We start from the raw sequence: 17,664 nt of genomic DNA on the forward strand, positions 1-17,664 counted from the left end.
TACATTCCACATTGTAAATATAGATATTAGTAATATGTTTACAACATGATATAAATCACGAAAACGTTTTCGTGTTAACAACTTTTCTTATGAGATTGTCATCATATTAATAAAAAATCACGCTAATATTTTAGATTTAATAAAGAATGAAGCAAAAAATTACTATAAAAACAATTGCGAAAGAATTAGGAGTTTCTACGTCTACCGTTTCAAAAGCCTTAAAGGATAGTCATGAAATAAGTAGAGAGACTAAAGAAAAAATTCAAGCTTATGCAGATTACTATAATTACAAACCTAACAGTTTAGCGCTTCAACTTCGGAATCAAAAAACAAAAGTAATTGGAGTTATTTTACCTAAAATAGTGCATCATTTTTTCTCTACAGTAATTATGGGGATTGAAGAAGGTGCTAATGAAAAAGGGTATCATATTATGGTTTGTTTCTCTAATGAATCATATAAGAAAGAAGTAGATACCTTAAAAGTTTTATCAAACGGAAGTGTAGATGGTTTAATTGTTTCCATTGCAAGTGGAACATTAGAAAATAAAGACTTTAAGCATTTTGAAGATCTAGTGGCAGAAGAAATTCCGTTGGTCTTAATAGATAGAGTTGTAGATGAAATTTTGTGTGATAAAGTAGTGGTAGATGATGTTGGTGCCGGTTATAAAGCGACGAAGCATTTGTTAGAAAATGGTAGAAAAAAAATTGCGCTAATAACAACACCAAAGCACGTTAATGTAGGAGCTTTAAGAAGGCAAGGTTATGAAAAAGCATTGATAGAAGCTTATATTAAAACAGACTCTAATTTAATCCTTGAAATTGATGAAGAAGCTGATATCTCTGATCAAATAGAAAAAGTATTTGAACAAGATATTGATGCAGTGTTTGCTGTAAATGAAATTTATGCAGCTAAGGCAATGAGAGCAGCGAAACAAAAAGGACATAAAATACCAGAAGATTTTTCTGTAATAGGTTTTACAGATGGTTTAATCTCTAGATATTCTTCACCTTCTATTACAACAATTGCACAACATGGTTTTGTAATGGGGAAACAAGCAGTTGAACTTTTAATAGAACGAATAGAAAAAGAATCTGAAGTATTTAAACCTAAAAAAATCGTGATTTCTAGCGATTTAAAACTACGAGAATCTACGAAACCGTCGTCGTAGATTTTTACTTTCCTTTTCTTCACATATATAAAAAACACATACCTTTGCTAGATATTTACGATTTATCAATAAATTACATTCCACAAAATTTATGAATTGATAAGTCTAAACGCTTATCGTAATATTAACTTAATAGCATACGATAAATGGAAAAGCGTAAATTAAGTTTTTGGCAAATCTGGAACATGAGTTTTGGGTTTCTAGGAATACAATTTGGATTCGCCTTACAAGGTGGATTTATGTCGAGAATTTTTCAAACACTAGGCGCAGGAAAAGAAGATATTCCTTTGCTTTGGATAGCCGCACCTTTAACAGGTTTACTTGTACAACCAATTATTGGTTATATGAGTGATAGAACTTGGAGTGTAAAATGGGGGAGAAGAAAGCCTTACTTTTTGGTAGGTGCAATTTTAAGTTCATTAGCACTATTTTTTGTACCACAATCTCCTGCATTATGGGTGGCTGCTGGTTTTTTATGGATTTTAGATGCTTCCATAAATATTTCTATGGAACCTTTTAGAGCATTGGTGGCAGATAAGTTACCACAATCTCAAAGATCTTATGGTTTTGTTGTACAAACATTAATTATAGGAATAGGAACTTGGGTAGCAAGTAACTTACCATGGATGGTTTCTCAGTTTGGTGTTAGTAATGAAGCTGCATCTGGAGTTGTACCAATGTCTGTAAAAGTTGCTTTTGCAATAGGTGCAGTTGTTTTTATGGCAAGTATTCTTTTTACCGTTTTTACAACGGATGAATATCCGCCAGAAGACATGAAAGAGTTTGAAAAAGAAAAAGCAAAAAAGAATAATTTTATTCCTGATATATTAGAGAATATTGGTAGCATGCCAACTACAATGAAAAAGTTGGGAGTGATTCAGTTTTTCTCATGGTTTGCATTTTTTACCATGTGGTCTATGGCAAATCCTGCATTAACGGAACACGTATTTCATACACCCGCTCCAATAGAGGCTGCTTTTAATATGACAGACACTGTGCAAGCAGAAGCATTTAGAATCGCCAATACAAAATTTCAAGAATCCTCTAATTCAGTAGGTTCTGCAATGGGTATTTACGGATTGTCTTCTATGGCATTTGCCTTGTTACTAACCTTATATACTTCTAAAAGAAACATCAACAGAAAATATGTACACATGTTTTCTTTAATTATTGGTGGTTTAGGGTTTTTAGCGATGAGTTATGCATCACCAGAAAATTTAAAATATTGTTTTGTATTAATTGGTTTTGCTTGGGGTAGTATTTTGTCTATGCCATATGCCATGTTATCTAGTTCTGTAGACCCAAAGAAAATGGGCGTTATTATGGGAATATTTAACATGTTTATTGTAATTCCGCAAATTATTGCAGCATTAGGGGGAATTAATTATGTATCTAATTTATTAGGTGAAGATGCTATAAATGCAATGACAGTTGCAGGAATAAGTTTAATAATTGCAGGATTATGTAATTTATTAATTACCAATAAAAATGCAATTAGTTATCAAGAAGGGACTTAAAAAAAATAAATAGTTTAGATAAAATTAATACATGCTAAAATTAATTTTATTTAAAAATAAAGAAGGAAAGTAGATGAAAAAAGGATTTATATTCGATTTAGACGGAGTTATTGTAGACACAGCGAAATATCATTATTTAGCGTGGAAAAAATTAGCAAACGAATTAGGTTTCGAATTTACCAAAGAACAAAACGAATTATTTAAAGGCGTAAGTAGAAAACGTTGTTTAGAAATTTTGTTGGAAATTGGTAATAGAACAGCAACACAAGAAGAATTTGACACTTGGATGATCGAAAAAAATGTAGATTATTTAAAGTATATAGAAAATATGGATGCTTCAGAAATTTTACCTGATGTACCTAAAGTTTTAGCTTTTTTAAAAGAACAAAATATTCCGATTGCCTTAGGTTCTGCAAGTAAAAATGCACAACCTATTTTAGAGAAAGTTGGTCTTTTGCACTATTTTGATGCTATTGTAGACGGTAATAATGTTACCAAAGCAAAACCAGATCCGGAAGTATTTTTATTAGCCGCAAAGCAATTAGGTGTAAACGCAACTGATTGTGTGGTTTTTGAAGATGCAGTGGCAGGTGTAGAAGCGGCAAATGCAGCAAAAATGATCAGTATTGGTATTGGTGATGATAAAATATTATCGGAAGCAAAACATAACTTTAATGATTTTACAGAAATCAGTACAGATTTTATTCAGGAGCTGATTGATAAATAATTAGGTCGAGAATAGAAACAAGACTAAAAAGAGTCAAGAAACAAGATAAAAAATAAATTACAGAGCAAGAATCAGTCTAAAAGCGTAGCGGTCTAGCATCTTTGTTCTTATATCTTAAAAAAACAAAATGAATCAAGATTATATCATACCAAACGAATGGTCTATCATAGAAGAAGGCTTTAATTCAGAGAAAGTAAAATCATCAGAAAGTTTGTTCAGTATTGGTAATGGAGCCATGGGACAAAGAGCTAATTTTGAAGAAAATTATTCAGGAGAAACTTTTCAAGGAAGTTATATCGGTGGTGTTTATTACCCAGATAAAACAAGAGTTGGATGGTGGAAAAATGGATACCCAGAGTATTTTGCAAAAGTATTGAATGCACCAAATTGGATTGGTATTAACGTATTGATCAATGAAGAGAAATTAGATTTAAACACCTGTAAAGAGGTTTCTAAATTTAAGAGAGAACTAAACATGCAAGAAGGTTGGTTGTCTAGAGATTTTGAAGCTGTTTTACAAAACGGAATCAAAATTAAAGTAGCAGCAAAACGTTTTTTAAGTTTAGAATTAGATGAAATTGGTGCGATTAGTTACACGATAACTCCGTTAAATTCAGATGCTAAAATCACGTATATTCCTTATATAGATGCAGGAATTACCAATGAAGATACCAATTGGGATGATCAATTTTGGGATGTTTTAAAAGTTTCTCAAAATAACCAACAATCTTATATTGAGGCAAGAACCATGAAAACACATTTTTACACGTGTACTTTTATGGAATCTCGTTTGTTTGTAGACAATAAAGAAGTTGAGGTACCTTGTAAAAGCGAGCAAACTTCAAATTTAATTTCTTGCACTTATCAACAAGAGATTAAAGAAAATGAAACATTTACCATCCATAAATTTGGTGGTTATGTGGTTGATAGAAATCATGATAAAGACGCTTTAGTTTCGGTAGCAAAAGTAGCTTTAGACAAAGCCGTTAGTTTTGGTTTTGATGTTTTATTAGAGAAACAAAAGGAATCTTGGGCACAAATATGGAGCATGAGCGACATTACCATAGAAGGAGATGTAAAAGCACAACAAGGAATCCGTTTTAATATTTTTCAATTAAACCAAACGTATTTAGGTACAGATGCTAGTTTAAATATTGGTCCGAAAGGATTTACAGGAGAAAAATATGGAGGAAGTACGTATTGGGATACCGAAGCGTATTGTATTCCTTTTTACATGGCAACCAAAGACCAAGCTGTAGCAAGAACATTGTTAGAATATAGATATAATCATTTAGACAAAGCGATTGAAAATGCAGCGAAGTTAGGTTTTACAAACGGAGCAGCATTGTACCCAATGGTTACCATGAATGGTGAAGAATGCCATAACGAATGGGAAATTACTTTTGAAGAAATTCATAGAAATGGAGCTATCGCTTTTGCTATTTATAACTATCACCGTTTTACAGACGATTACTCTTACATTCCAGAAAAAGGATTGGAAGTTTTAATTGCCATTGCACGTTTTTGGCAACAAAGAGCGACTTTTTCTTCGGATAAAAATAAATTCATGATTTTGGGTGTTACTGGTCCAAATGAATATGAGAATAACATCAACAATAACTTTTACACCAATTACATTGCAAAATGGTGTATTAATTATGCGTTAGAAAATATAGAAGTTGTAAAAACAGACCATATTTCAGATTACATCAGAATTAAAGAAAAAGTAAATTTTTCTGATGAAGAATTGGCAAAATGGAAAAGTGTTGCAGATGATATGTATTTTCCATATTCAGAAAAACACAATGTGTACTTACAACAAGATGGTTTCTTAGATAAAGAATTAATTACGGTTGCAGATTTAGATAAAAGCCAGAGACCGATTAACCAAAAATGGAGTTGGGACAGAATTTTACGTTCTCCGTACATCAAACAAGCAGATACATTGCAAGGTTTTTATATGTTCGAAGATGATTTTTCTACGGAAGAATTAGAGCGTCACTTCGATTTTTATGAGCCATATACAGTGCACGAAAGTTCATTGTCTCCTTGTGTACATAGTATTCAAGCTGCAAAGTTAGATAGAATGGATCAGGCATATACATTCTATTTACGTACTTCTCGTTTAGATTTAGACGATTATAATCACGAAGTAGAAGAAGGATTGCATATTACTTCTATGGCAGGAACTTGGATGAGTATCGTTGAAGGTTTTGGGGGAATGAGAGTACAAAATAACACGCTTTCTTTTGCTCCAAAAATTCCTAAGGGATGGAAAGCCTATTCATTTAAAGTGAATTTTAGACATCAAGTAATTACAGTAAATGTTTCTCAAACAGGAACTGAGTTTACACTAGAAGGAAAAGAATCAATTGATATTTTAGTTGATGGAGAACAAGTAACTGTGTCACCAAGTAAATAAATATAAATAGATACCTCAAAGGTTTTTAAAACCTTTGAGGTTTACATAATAATCGAATTAAAAATATGGAAAAATATGATGTTTTAGAACCTGACCATTTTTACCATATTTATAATAGAGGAAATAATAAAGAAAATTTATTTGTTGAAGATAGTAATTATTCACATTTTTTAAATTTAATAAAAAAGCATATTTCACCAATTGCAGATGTATATGCATACTGTTTGTTGAAAAATCATTTTCATTTATTGATTAAAATAAAATCAAGGGAAGAGTTATCATCTATTAATAAAATTATTTGAGTTAGTCATTTAGTTTCCGTATCTTATAGCTTTAAAACATTGATATATGGATAATTTTGAAGGTCAAGATATACTAAACTTTATAAAAGAACTACCAAATGATGAAGCCTGTAAAGCTTATTTATCAAAAATAAAATGGCAGGATGGTTTTAAATGTAGTAAATGTGGACATACAAAAGGTTGTGAAAAAGCTGGATATAATTATCACTGTTATGCTTGCCATCATGTAGAAAGTGCTACTGCAAATACACTTTTTCATAAAGTTAAATTTGGATTGCAAAAAGCGTTTTGTGTTGCTTTTGAAATGAGTACAAATAGTAAAAGTACTTCAAGTATTCAAATGGGTAAACGCTTTAGTATTCGTCAAGGAACTGCATGGTATTTTATGCAAAAAGTTCGTAAAGCAATGAAAAGTAGTCAAAAATATCCTCTAGAAACCTTAATTCATGTTGATGAGTTTACTGTTGGAGGAAAAGAAGAAGGAAAACAAGGTAGGAGTTACGATACAAAAAAGAAAAAAGCCGTAATTGCAGTAGAATTAACAGATAACAATAAGGTGAAAAGAGTTTACATTAAATCTATAAACGACTATTCTGCAAAATCATTAACACCAATTTTTGAAGAACACATAAGTAAATCTGCTAAAATAATAACAGATAAATGGAGAGGATATGAACCTTTGAAAGAAGTTTATAACATTGAGCAAATCTATAGTAATAATGGTGCTAACTTTAAACAATTACATGTCATGATTATGCAAGTTAAGTCTTGGCTTAGAGCAATACCAACTCATGTAAGTAAATGGCATATTCAAGCTTATTTTGATGAATTTTGTTTTAGAATTAATAGATCTCAATTTCAGAAAAGTATATTTCATAAAACAATTGAAAGAATGGTAGTTGCCAAACCAGTTTATCAAAATCAAATAAAACAGAAGCTAAACGTATAACTCAATAAAATAAATTTAGAGAAATTATCTCAACCTTTTTCTAACTTATTTAATGCTTATACAAAGGCAATAAATAAAAAGTACAACAGAGAAGGTAGTTTGTTTAAAGTTAGATTTAAACGTAATAGAATTAAGGATTTAAAATATTTAAGAAATGTAATTTTATATATTCATTTAAATCCTCTTAAACATGGTTTTACAGATAATTATCAAGAATATTTATATTCTTCTTATAAATCTATTTTATCATCAAAACCAACAATTTTGAAGAGAGAAGAAGTGATTGAATTTTTTGATGATAAAGATAATTTTATTCATGTTCATAAAGAAAATGAACAAAGTGATAATTTTGAAGAAATTGAATAAATAGTAACAAAGCAAACCTCAAAGGTTTTTAAAACCTTTGAGGTTTAAATAGGATAAAATGAAACTATTAAAATACAACCATTTAAATGTTCTTATAATTTCTGTTATTGTATTTTTGTTTTCATGCCAAAAACGAGAACAAAATAAAATGGAGGTTACTAAGGAAATTACAGCAGTAATAAACGAAATTGAAAGAGTAGAACCACCAAATTGGTTTGTGGGTTTTAAGGATACTTCGTTGCAATTATTAGTAAAAGAAGAAAATATTGGTGATGCAATACCTTCTATTTCTTATCAAGGAGTTACTATCGAAAAAGTACACAAAGCTAGAAGTAATAATTATTTATTTATCGATTTAAAAATTGATGAGTCTACAGAAGTAGGGGAATTTAATATCGATTTTACTTTTGCAGATAGCACAAAAAAAACACATACGTACGAGTTAAAATCAAGAGATAAAAAGTCGGACGATTTTATAGGTTTTAATAGTTCTGATGCTATTTATTTAATTACTCCAGATCGTTTTGCAAACGGAGATGATTCTAATAATATCAATACAGCATTAAAAGAAACAGATATAGACCGTTCTGATAATTACAAGCGTCATGGAGGCGATATACAAGGAATTATAAATCACATAGATTATATTTCAGACCTTGGTTTTACAACTGTTTGGCCAACGCCAGTTCTTTTAAATGATATGGCAGAAAGTTCGTATCATGGCTATGCAATTACAGATTATTATAAAGTAGATTCTCGTTTCGGAAATTTATCAGAATATAAAGAGTTAGCTTATAAATTAAGAGAAAAAGACATGAAATTAATCATGGACCAAGTTGCAAATCATTGTGGAATTGGGCATTGGTGGATGGAAGATTTACCTTTTGGTGATTGGTTAAACAATCAAAAAAATTATGAGGACAATATAGATAATTGGAACAATGAAACCAATATTGGGTCTAACCATAGAAGAACTACAAATCAAGATATATACGTATCAAAAGCAGATTTAAAAGGAAATAATGAAGGATGGTTTACACCTGCAATGCCAGATTTAAATCAGCGAAATCCGTTTTTAGCAAAGTATATTATTCAAAATAGTATTTGGTGGATAGAAACGTTGGGTTTAGGAGGTATTAGACAAGATACGTATCCATATCCAGACAAAAACTTTATGAGTGATTGGGCAGGTGCTATTATGCATGAGTACCCTAATTTCTCTATAGTGGGAGAAGAGTGGAGCTACAATCCGTTAATTGTTGGGTATTGGCAAAGAGGTGCAAATAACAGAGATGGTTATGAGTCTAACTTAAAATCTCCGATGGATTTTCCAATGCAAAAAGCCATTGTAGAAGGTATTAATGAAGAAGAAGAATGGGACAAAGGTTTGATAAAACTATATGAAGGTTTAGCCAATGATTTTCATTATGCATCTCCAAAAGATGTGTTTGTCTTTTTAGATAATCATGATAAAACAAGAGTTTTTACAGAGCTTTGGGAAGATACCTCAAAAGTAAAAATGGGATTGAGTTATATGTTAACCTTACCAAGAATTCCTCAAATTTATTACGGTACAGAAATTCTAATGAATGATTCTGCAAACCCCGGAGATCATGGTTTAATACGAAGTGATTTTCCAGGAGGTTTTAAAGATGATGCTGTAAATGCTTTTACTGGTGAAGGATTAAATGAATACCAAAAAGACATGCAATCTTTTATTACAAAGATTTTGAATTATCGAAAAGATAGTAAAGCAATTCATGATGGTAAAACCATTCATTTTGCTCCTTTCATGGGGACTTATTTCTTGTTTAGAACAAAGGGTGATGAAACGGTTGTAAATATTATCAATAAAAATATTGAACCAATTACAATAGATTTAAAACGATTTGAAGAGGTTGGATTAGAGGGTAAAACCTTAAAAAACATTATTACGGGCGATACTTTTATTTGGGGAAATGAAATTCATTTATCAGAAAAAGGTAGTGTTCTTTTAACAACAAAAATATAAGTAGTACGGTCTAAACCTTTTGGGTTTTTAAACATAAAATATGAAGAATTATAAAATATTTTTTTTATTACTTTTTATAACAACTTTTTCATTTTCACAGAATACAGACAGAGTTTTTAAAAGCATAAAACAAACAGCTAATGGTTTTAATATTAATGTGAATGATGGTTTGTACATTGTTACATTTTTAAATACAAAAATTGTAGAAACTAGCTTTATTCCTACTGGTGAGGAGCAGGTTAAAGAATCTCATGCGGTAGTTTTAAAACCATCAGAAGTAGATATTACTCATGTAATTAGTGCAAACGAAAGTAATTTCTTTTCTGAAGGAATTTCGGTACTTGTAAAACACAAACCTTTTCAAATTATTTATACCTATAATGATGAGGTTGTTACCTCAGAAAAAACCGGGTATTTTAAGTCGGAACACCAACCAATGGATTTGGTTAGAGGCAATATTGTTGCCGACAAAACGGAAAAAATTGAATTCAATTTAACTTCAGATGAGGTTTTATATGGTGCAGGATCAAGAGCTTTGGGCATGAATAGAAGAGGTAACAGATTGCCACTCTATAATAGAGCACAGTATGGTTATGAAACGCATGCGGAGTTAATGAACTTTACAATTCCTTTGGTTATTTCATCAAAAAAATACATGCTTCATTTTGATAATGCTCCTATTGGTTATTTAGATTTAGACAGTAAAAAAGACAATTCTTTAACGTATGAAACCATTTCAGGAAGAAAAACGTATCAAGTTATTGTTGGTGATTCCTGGATCGATTTGGTAAACAATTATACCGATTTAACAGGGAAACAACCATTACCAGCTCGTTGGACTTTAGGTAACTTTTCAAGTAGATTTGGTTACCATTCACAACAAGAAACAGAAGCGACTATTGCTAAATTTAAAGAAGAAAAAATACCAGTAGATGCTGTAATTTTAGACTTGTATTGGTTTGGAAAAGAGTTACAAGGAACCATGGGGAATTTGGAGGTTTACAAAGATTCTTTTCCTGATATGAAAGGAATGATTTCTGGACTTAAAGACAAAGGTGTAAAAACAGTTTTAATTACAGAACCTTTTATTTTATCCACTTCTAAAAAGTGGGATGAAGCTGCAGCAAAACATGTTTTAGCAACAGATTCAATCGGGAATCCCGCAAAATATGATTTCTATTTTGGAAATACAGGTATTGTAGATATTTACAAAAAAGAAGGAAGAGAATGGTTCTGGAACATATATAAAGAACTAGTAGAATTAGGAGCAAAAGGACTTTGGGGAGATTTAGGAGAGCCAGAAGTTTTGCCTTCTTGGGTGAATTTTGAAAATAAAACAGCAGATGAAATTCATAATATTTACGGGCATGATTGGGCACGTTTAATTTTTGAAGGCTATCAAAAAGAGTTTTCAAATGAAAGACCTTTTATTTTAATGCGAGCAGGTTATTCTGGTTCGCAACGTTTTGGCATGATTTCTTGGTCTGGAGACGTTAACAGAACTTGGGGAGGATTGCAGTCTCAACCAGAAATTGCATTACAAATGGGGATGCAAGGTTTGGGATACATGCATTCTGATTTAGGTGGATTTGCAGGCGCAAATTTAAATGATAATTTATATATCCGTTGGTTGCAATATGGTGTTTTTCAACCAATATTTAGACCTCATGCTCAAGAAGATGTTGCTAGTGAACCTGTTTTTAGAAGTGAAAGAGCCAAGAGATTGACCAAGAAAGCCATTGAATTACGTTATAAATTATTGCCATATAATTACAATGTAGCATTTGATAACAATCAAAAAGGAACGCCATTGATGCGTCCTATTTTCTTTGAAGAAGACGATGAAAAGTTGATGACTAATTCAACTACATACCTTTGGGGAAATGATTTTTTAATCACACCAATTTTAAAAGATTCGGTAGCAACCAAAGAAGTTTATTTTCCAAGTACTGCCAATTGGTTTAATTTTTATACAGATGAAAAAGTTGTTGGTGGACAAACAAAATCAGTTGAATTAGAGGAAGCAACAATTCCTACGTATGTAAGAGGAGGTGCTTTTATACCGATGGCAAAATTAGAACAGACTACAGATGCTTATAAAGGTGATGTTTTAGAAGTTCATTATTATTTTGACGCTTCGGTTAAAGAAAGTAAAAGAACGCTTTATAATGACAATGGTTTGCTTTCTAATGCATTTGAAAAAGGAGCTTATGAAATTCTAGAATTTGAATCTGAATTAACCAAAGGTTGCTTAGAGTTTGAAATGAAAGCAGGATTTGGTGAAAATTGGAATCCAGAACAAAAAGAAATTACGTTGGTATTACATAATATCAACTGGAATCCTAAAAAGGTAAAAGTTGATGGAAAAAGAAAACGAATTTCATCAGAAAAAAATATGCTTACAATTCCATTAAAATGGAATCCTAATAAAGAATTAAAAGTAAAAATATCATTAAAATAAAAAATCAATTATGAAAAAAATATACAGCGTTATATCTGTTTCAGTTTTAGCAATAATAATTGGTTGTTCAACAGAAAAAACACCAAAAACTAAGAAGATGAATACAAATCAAGAGAAAAAAACAGTGGTTTATCAGGTATTTACACGATTATTCGGTAATACAAATACCACTAATAAACCTTGGGGAACTATTGAAGAAAATGGTGTTGGTAAATTCAATGATTTTACAGATAAAGCCTTGTCTGAAATTAAAGATTTGGGTGTTACACATATTTGGTACACAGGTGTTCCTCACCATGATGTAATTAGAGATTATACAGAGTTTGGCATTTCAAATGATGATCCAGATATTGTAAAAGGTAGAGCAGGATCTCCGTATGCGGTTAAGGATTATTATAATGTAAATCCAGATTTAGCAGTAAATGTAGAAAACAGATTAGAAGAATTTGAGGCTTTAATAGTGCGTTCTCATAAAAACGGATTAAAGGTAATTATAGATATTGTACCAAATCACGTTGCTAGAAATTATCAAAGCTTATCTAACCCAGAAGGAACCAAAGACTTTGGTGCAGATGATGATAAAACAGTGGAGTATGATGTAGATAATAATTTTTATTATGTGCCTAATGAAGCTTTTCAAGTACCAGACTTTTTAAATGGATATGCACCTTTAGGCGGAGAAAAAAATCCGTTATCAGATAATAAATTTGATGAAAATCCAGCAAAATGGACAGGTAATGGTTCACGAGCTGCAAAACCTCATTTTAATGATTGGTATGAAACTGTAAAAGTAAATTATGGTGTTTCTCCTGAAGGTAAAAAAGATTTTGAAGAATTACCAGAAGGTTTTGATAATGAAGACTACAAAAAACACTTTGAATTTTGGCAAGATAAAAAAGTACCTAGCTCTTGGGTTAAATTTAGAGATATTGCATTGTATTGGACCGCAAAAGGTGTAGATGGATTTAGATATGATATGGCAGAAATGGTGCCTGTTGAATTCTGGAGTTTTATGAATTCTGCTATTAAAATGAAAAATGCAGATGCTTTTCTATTGGCAGAAGTGTACAACCCAAATGAATATAGAAATTACATCAGAAAAGGGAAAATGGATTATTTATATGACAAAGTGCAGTTGTATGATACCATAAAAAATATTATGCAAGGTCATGGATTAACAGATCATATTGCGCCAATTCAAGAAGATTTAAAAGATATTGAACACAATATGTTGCATTTCTTAGAAAACCATGATGAGCAAAGAATTGCAAGTCCAGAATTTGCGGGAGATCCTTTAAAAGGAAAACCAGCAATGGTGGTTTCTGCAACAATTTCTACGGCACCAACAATGGTGTATTTCGGACAAGAATTAGGAGAGCCTGGAGCAGAAAATGCAGGATTTGGAAGTCCATCTAGAACTTCTATTTTCGATTATATTGGTGTGCCAACTTTACAACGTTGGGTAAATGGTAAAGAGTATGATGGCGGGCAATCTACGGATCAAGAAAAATCATTAAGAGATTTTTACAAAAGATTATTAAACTTTACCATTAAAAGTGATGCCTTAATGGGCGAGTACCAAGATATTCATCATTTTAATCGTCAGCATACAGAATGGTATAATGATAGAGTTTCTTCTTTTGTACGTTACAGCGATGATGAAAAATTAATTATAGTTTCTAACTTTAATGCAAATGATACCTATGGATTTGAGTTAGGTTTACCTCAAGATATTATTACAAAATGGAATTTAAAAGATGGCGAATACCAAGTAGAAGATCAATTGTATAAAGAGTATTCATCAACTTTAAAAGTAGAAAACGGAGAAGCTAGAGTTAGAGTAGATCTAAAACCATTAGAATCTTTTATACTTAAAGTTAAATATTAATAACATAAACCTCAAAGGGGTTTAAAATCTTTGAGATTTAAAACATAAAATATAATTATGAAGAACCTTGTTTTTTTCATCTTGTTAGCAACTATTATTAGTTGTAAAGAAAATTCATCAAAAGAAAGAGTAGCAACACAAACAGTTCAAAAAGAGTTTGTTTGGGAAGGCGCAAATATTTATTTTTTATTGACAGACCGTTTTAATAATGGAGATACCACCAATGATATCAATTTTGAAAGAACTAAAGAAACAGGAAAGTTACGTGGCTTTGAAGGTGGAGATATTAAAGGAATTACTCAGAAAATAAAAGAAGGTTATTTTACCAAATTAGGAATTAACGCCATTTGGATGACGCCAATTGTAGAGCAAATTCATGGAGGAACAGATGAAGGTACAGGTTTGTCTTATGGTTTTCATGGTTATTGGACAAAAGATTGGACAAGTATAGATCCGAATTTTGGAACCAAAGAAGACTTGAAAGAATTGGTAGCTATTGCGCATAAAAACGGAATTCGTATTTTATTAGATGCCGTTATCAATCACACAGGTCCAGTTACAGAAAAAGATCCGGTTTGGCCTTCAGATTGGGTAAGAACGGGACCAGCTTGTACGTATGATTCTTATGAAAATACGGTTTCTTGTACGTTGGTAGAAAATTTACCAGACATTAAAACAGAAAGTAATGAGGTTGTAGAATTGCCAATTCAGTTGGTAGAAAAGTGGAAAGCAGAAGGACGTTACGAGCAAGAAGTAAAAGAATTAGATGCCTTTTTTGCAAGAACTGGTCACCCAAGAGCACCACGTTTTTACATTATGAAATGGTTAACGGATTATATTACAGAATTCGGAATTGATGGCTACAGAGTAGACACCGTAAAACATACAGAAGAATTTGTATGGCAAGAATTTAAAGAAGAATGCGATGCTGCTTTTGCTATTTACAAAAAAAATAATCCTGAGAAAGTATTAGATGAAAACAACTTTTATTTAGTAGGCGAGGTGTATAATTACACTATATCAGATGGAAAGGCATTTGATTTAGGTGGAGAGAAAATTAATTATTATGACAATGCTTTTAATAGTTTAATCAATTTTGAATTGAAATGGAATGTGAAACAAATGGCAGAAACAGCTGTTTTTCAAAAATACGATTCGCTTCTACATACAGATTTTAAAGGATACGGAATTTTAAATTATCTAACATCTCATGATGATGGGCAGCCTTTTGATAAAGAAAGAGAGCAGCCTTATAAAACGGCCACTATGTTGCTGTTAACTCCAGGAACATCTCAAGTATATTATGGAGATGAATCTGCAAGAGATTTAACCATAAAAGGTACTGTGGGCGATGCTACTTTGCGTTCTTTTATGAATTGGGAAGACATTAAATCGAATGAAGAAACTCAGAAAATTTTAGAACATTGGCAAAAATTAGGTCAGTTTAGAGCCAATCATATGGCTGTTGGAGCAGGAAAGCATGAATTAATTTCTGAAGAAAATGGTTTGGTTTTTTCTAGAGTTAGAAACGATGATAAAGTTGTAATCGGACTTAATTTACCACAAGGAAATAAAGAAATTATTGTTTCTTCAATCTTTAATAATGGCGAAAAAATAAATGATTTTTACTCAAATCAAACAGTCGAAGTTAAAGAAGGAAAAGTAAGTTTTACATCAAAAGACACTGTGGTCTTATTAGAAAAAAAATAAGTTATGAAAATTAAGTTTTTATTAGTAGTTATTTGTATTAGTTTGTCTTCTTGTTGGATGAAATCAGAAAAGGTTTTATTTTCTCCGGATGAAGCTATTTCTCTTGAATTCTCTTTAAATAAACAAGGAAAACCTTTTTATACTGTCTTTTTTAAGAATAAATCAATCATAAAAGAATCTTCTTTAGGTTTCGATTTTGAAAACAGTAAACCATTTTTAGATAATTTTAAAGTCATTAAATCATCAACAAAAGAATTTAACGAAACCTGGAAAATGCCTTGGGGAGAGCAATTAGATGTTGTAAATAATTACAATGAATTAAGAGTAGAATTGCAGGAAAAATCAGACTTAAAAAGAAAGTTAAATATTGTTTTTAAAATATACAATGATGGTGTTGGTTTTAGATATGAATTCCCAAAACAAGACAATTTTTCGGAAGCTTTTATAACTGAAGAAAATACACAATTTAATTTAACTGAAGATTATAAAACTTTTTGGATTCCTGGAGATTGGGATATTTACGAGCATTTGTATAGCACTACAAAGTTATCAGAAATTGATGCATCTGTTAAAAGAAATCACCCAAGTTTAGGGCAAACATACATTCCAGAAAATGCTGTAAATACACCAGTTACTTTAGTTGGTAAAAATGGCATTCATTTAAGTTTTCATGAAGCTGCTTTGGTAAATTATTCTGGAATGACTTTAAAAGTTGATACAGATAAATTATCTTTTAAAAGTAGTTTAGTAGGTTCTAGAAATACAACTTATAAAGTAAAAAGAACATTGCCATTTAACACCCCTTGGAGAACGATTCAGATTACTGAAAATGCACCAGATTTAATTCAATCTAACTTAATTGTAAATTTAAACGAACCAAATAAATTGGGTGATGTTTCTTGGTTTAAACCTATGAAATATACAGGAGTTTGGTGGGAAATGCACTTAGGAAAATCTTCTTGGGATTATGGAATGGAAATGGTTGATGGAAAATGGACAGATACAGGAAAAGCGCATGGAAAACATGGAGCAACCACAGAAAATGTAAAACGTTTTATCGACTTTTCAGCAAAGAATAATATTGGTGGTGTTTTAGTTGAAGGTTGGAATACTGGTTGGGAACGTTGGATTGGTTTTGAAGACAGAGAAGGTGTTTTTGATTTTGTAACTCCTTATCCAGATTATAATTTAGACGAAGTTACTGCGTATGCAAAAGAAAAAGGTGTAGAAATTATTATGCATCATGAAACTTCTGCAGCAACTGCGACTTATGAAAAACAACTAGATGCTGCGTATGCATTAATGCAGAAATATGGAATGCATGCAGTAAAATCTGGTTATGTTGGTAAAATTTTACCGAAAGGAGAATATCATCATGGACAATATATGGTGAATCAATATAACAATGCAGCCATAAAAGCAGCAAAATATCAAGTAGCTGTAAATGCACACGAACCCATAAAAGCAACAGGTTTAAGACGTACATATCCAAATATAATTTCTAGAGAAGGTTTACGAGGTCAAGAATTTAATGCTTGGTCTTCTGATGGAGGAAACCCTCCTGAGCATTTACCAATTGTCGCTTTTACAAGAATGTTGGCAGGACCTATAGATTATACACCAGGAATCTTTAATATTAAATTTGATGACTATAAAAAGAATAATCAGGTAAATACAACTTTGGCGCATCAACTTGCTTTATATGTGGTTATTTACAGTCCAGTTCAAATGGCTGCAGATTTAGTAGAGCATTATGAGGCGAACCCAAAACCACTTCAATTTATTAAAGATGTTGGTGTAGATTGGTCTGAAAGCAAAGTTTTAGATGGAGAAGTTGGTGAATTTGTTACAATCGCTAGAAAAGAACGTGGAACAGGTAATTGGTTTTTAGGAAGTATTTCTGATGAAAACTCAAGAGAAATTGAAGTAGATTTTAGTTTTTTAGATGACAATCAATTATACGAAGCTAAGATTTACAAAGACGGTAAAAATGCTCATTGGGATAAGAATCCATTAGATATTGAGTTTCAAACGATAGAATTACAACGCACTTCTAAACTGAAATTTCCTTTAGCTGAAGGAGGTGGATTAGCGATTAGTATTAAGAAAATGAATTAATTTATTAGGTACAATAGTTTTTAC

At 31.3% G+C, this 17,664-nt stretch carries 12 protein-coding genes; all 12 read left to right on the forward strand.

Annotated features, from left to right (window positions below; genetic code table 11):
• The first annotated feature begins 146 nt into the window (after nt 1-146).
• Nucleotides 147-1,169, forward strand: coding sequence for a LacI family DNA-binding transcriptional regulator (locus WHD08_RS00310; protein ID WP_165730657.1), 1,023 nt, complete (start codon nt 147-149; stop codon nt 1,167-1,169).
• A gap of 146 nt (nt 1,170-1,315) precedes the next feature.
• Nucleotides 1,316-2,686 carry an MFS transporter gene (locus tag WHD08_RS00315; RefSeq protein WP_208889696.1) on the forward strand — a complete coding sequence of 457 codons (1,371 nt, stop codon included), beginning with the start codon at nt 1,316-1,318 and terminating at the stop codon, nt 2,684-2,686.
• Nucleotides 2,687-2,759: 73 nt separating this feature from the next.
• Nucleotides 2,760-3,413, forward strand: coding sequence for a beta-phosphoglucomutase (gene pgmB / locus WHD08_RS00320; RefSeq protein ID WP_208889695.1), 654 nt, complete (start codon nt 2,760-2,762; stop codon nt 3,411-3,413).
• 127 nt (nt 3,414-3,540) lie between these two features.
• On the forward strand, nt 3,541-5,835 hold the full coding sequence (locus WHD08_RS00325; RefSeq protein WP_208889694.1) for a glycoside hydrolase family 65 protein: 2,295 nt from the start codon (nt 3,541-3,543) through the stop codon (nt 5,833-5,835).
• Between the two features lie 65 nt (nt 5,836-5,900).
• Nucleotides 5,901-6,137 carry a hypothetical protein gene (locus WHD08_RS00330; RefSeq protein WP_340833162.1) on the forward strand — a complete coding sequence of 79 codons (237 nt, stop codon included), beginning with the start codon at nt 5,901-5,903 and terminating at the stop codon, nt 6,135-6,137.
• A gap of 46 nt (nt 6,138-6,183) precedes the next feature.
• Nucleotides 6,184-7,086 carry an IS1595 family transposase gene (locus WHD08_RS00335; protein WP_165734421.1) on the forward strand — a complete coding sequence of 301 codons (903 nt, stop codon included), beginning with the start codon at nt 6,184-6,186 and terminating at the stop codon, nt 7,084-7,086.
• Between the two features lie 99 nt (nt 7,087-7,185).
• Nucleotides 7,186-7,452, forward strand: a complete 267-nt coding sequence (locus WHD08_RS00340; protein ID WP_340833164.1) for a hypothetical protein — start codon at nt 7,186-7,188, stop codon at nt 7,450-7,452.
• Nucleotides 7,453-7,510: 58 nt separating this feature from the next.
• Nucleotides 7,511-9,463, forward strand: a complete 1,953-nt coding sequence (locus WHD08_RS00345; protein WP_208889692.1) for a glycoside hydrolase family 13 protein — start codon at nt 7,511-7,513, stop codon at nt 9,461-9,463.
• Between the two features lie 40 nt (nt 9,464-9,503).
• Nucleotides 9,504-11,924 carry a TIM-barrel domain-containing protein gene (locus WHD08_RS00350; RefSeq protein WP_208889691.1) on the forward strand — a complete coding sequence of 807 codons (2,421 nt, stop codon included), beginning with the start codon at nt 9,504-9,506 and terminating at the stop codon, nt 11,922-11,924.
• Nucleotides 11,925-11,934: 10 nt separating this feature from the next.
• Nucleotides 11,935-13,812, forward strand: a complete 1,878-nt coding sequence (locus WHD08_RS00355) for an alpha-amylase family glycosyl hydrolase (protein WP_208889690.1) — start codon at nt 11,935-11,937, stop codon at nt 13,810-13,812.
• Nucleotides 13,813-13,869: 57 nt separating this feature from the next.
• Nucleotides 13,870-15,522 (forward strand): alpha-amylase family glycosyl hydrolase, encoded by a 1,653-nt coding sequence (locus WHD08_RS00360; RefSeq protein ID WP_208889689.1) that lies wholly within the window; start codon nt 13,870-13,872, stop codon nt 15,520-15,522.
• Between the two features lie 3 nt (nt 15,523-15,525).
• Complete coding sequence (locus tag WHD08_RS00365; RefSeq protein ID WP_208889688.1) at nt 15,526-17,640, forward strand: glycoside hydrolase family 97 protein; 2,115 nt, start codon at nt 15,526-15,528, stop codon at nt 17,638-17,640.
• The last annotated feature ends 24 nt before the right edge of the window (nt 17,641-17,664 follow it).

It is taken from the genome of Polaribacter sejongensis (assembly GCF_038024065.1).
Classification (GTDB): domain Bacteria; phylum Bacteroidota; class Bacteroidia; order Flavobacteriales; family Flavobacteriaceae; genus Polaribacter; species Polaribacter sejongensis.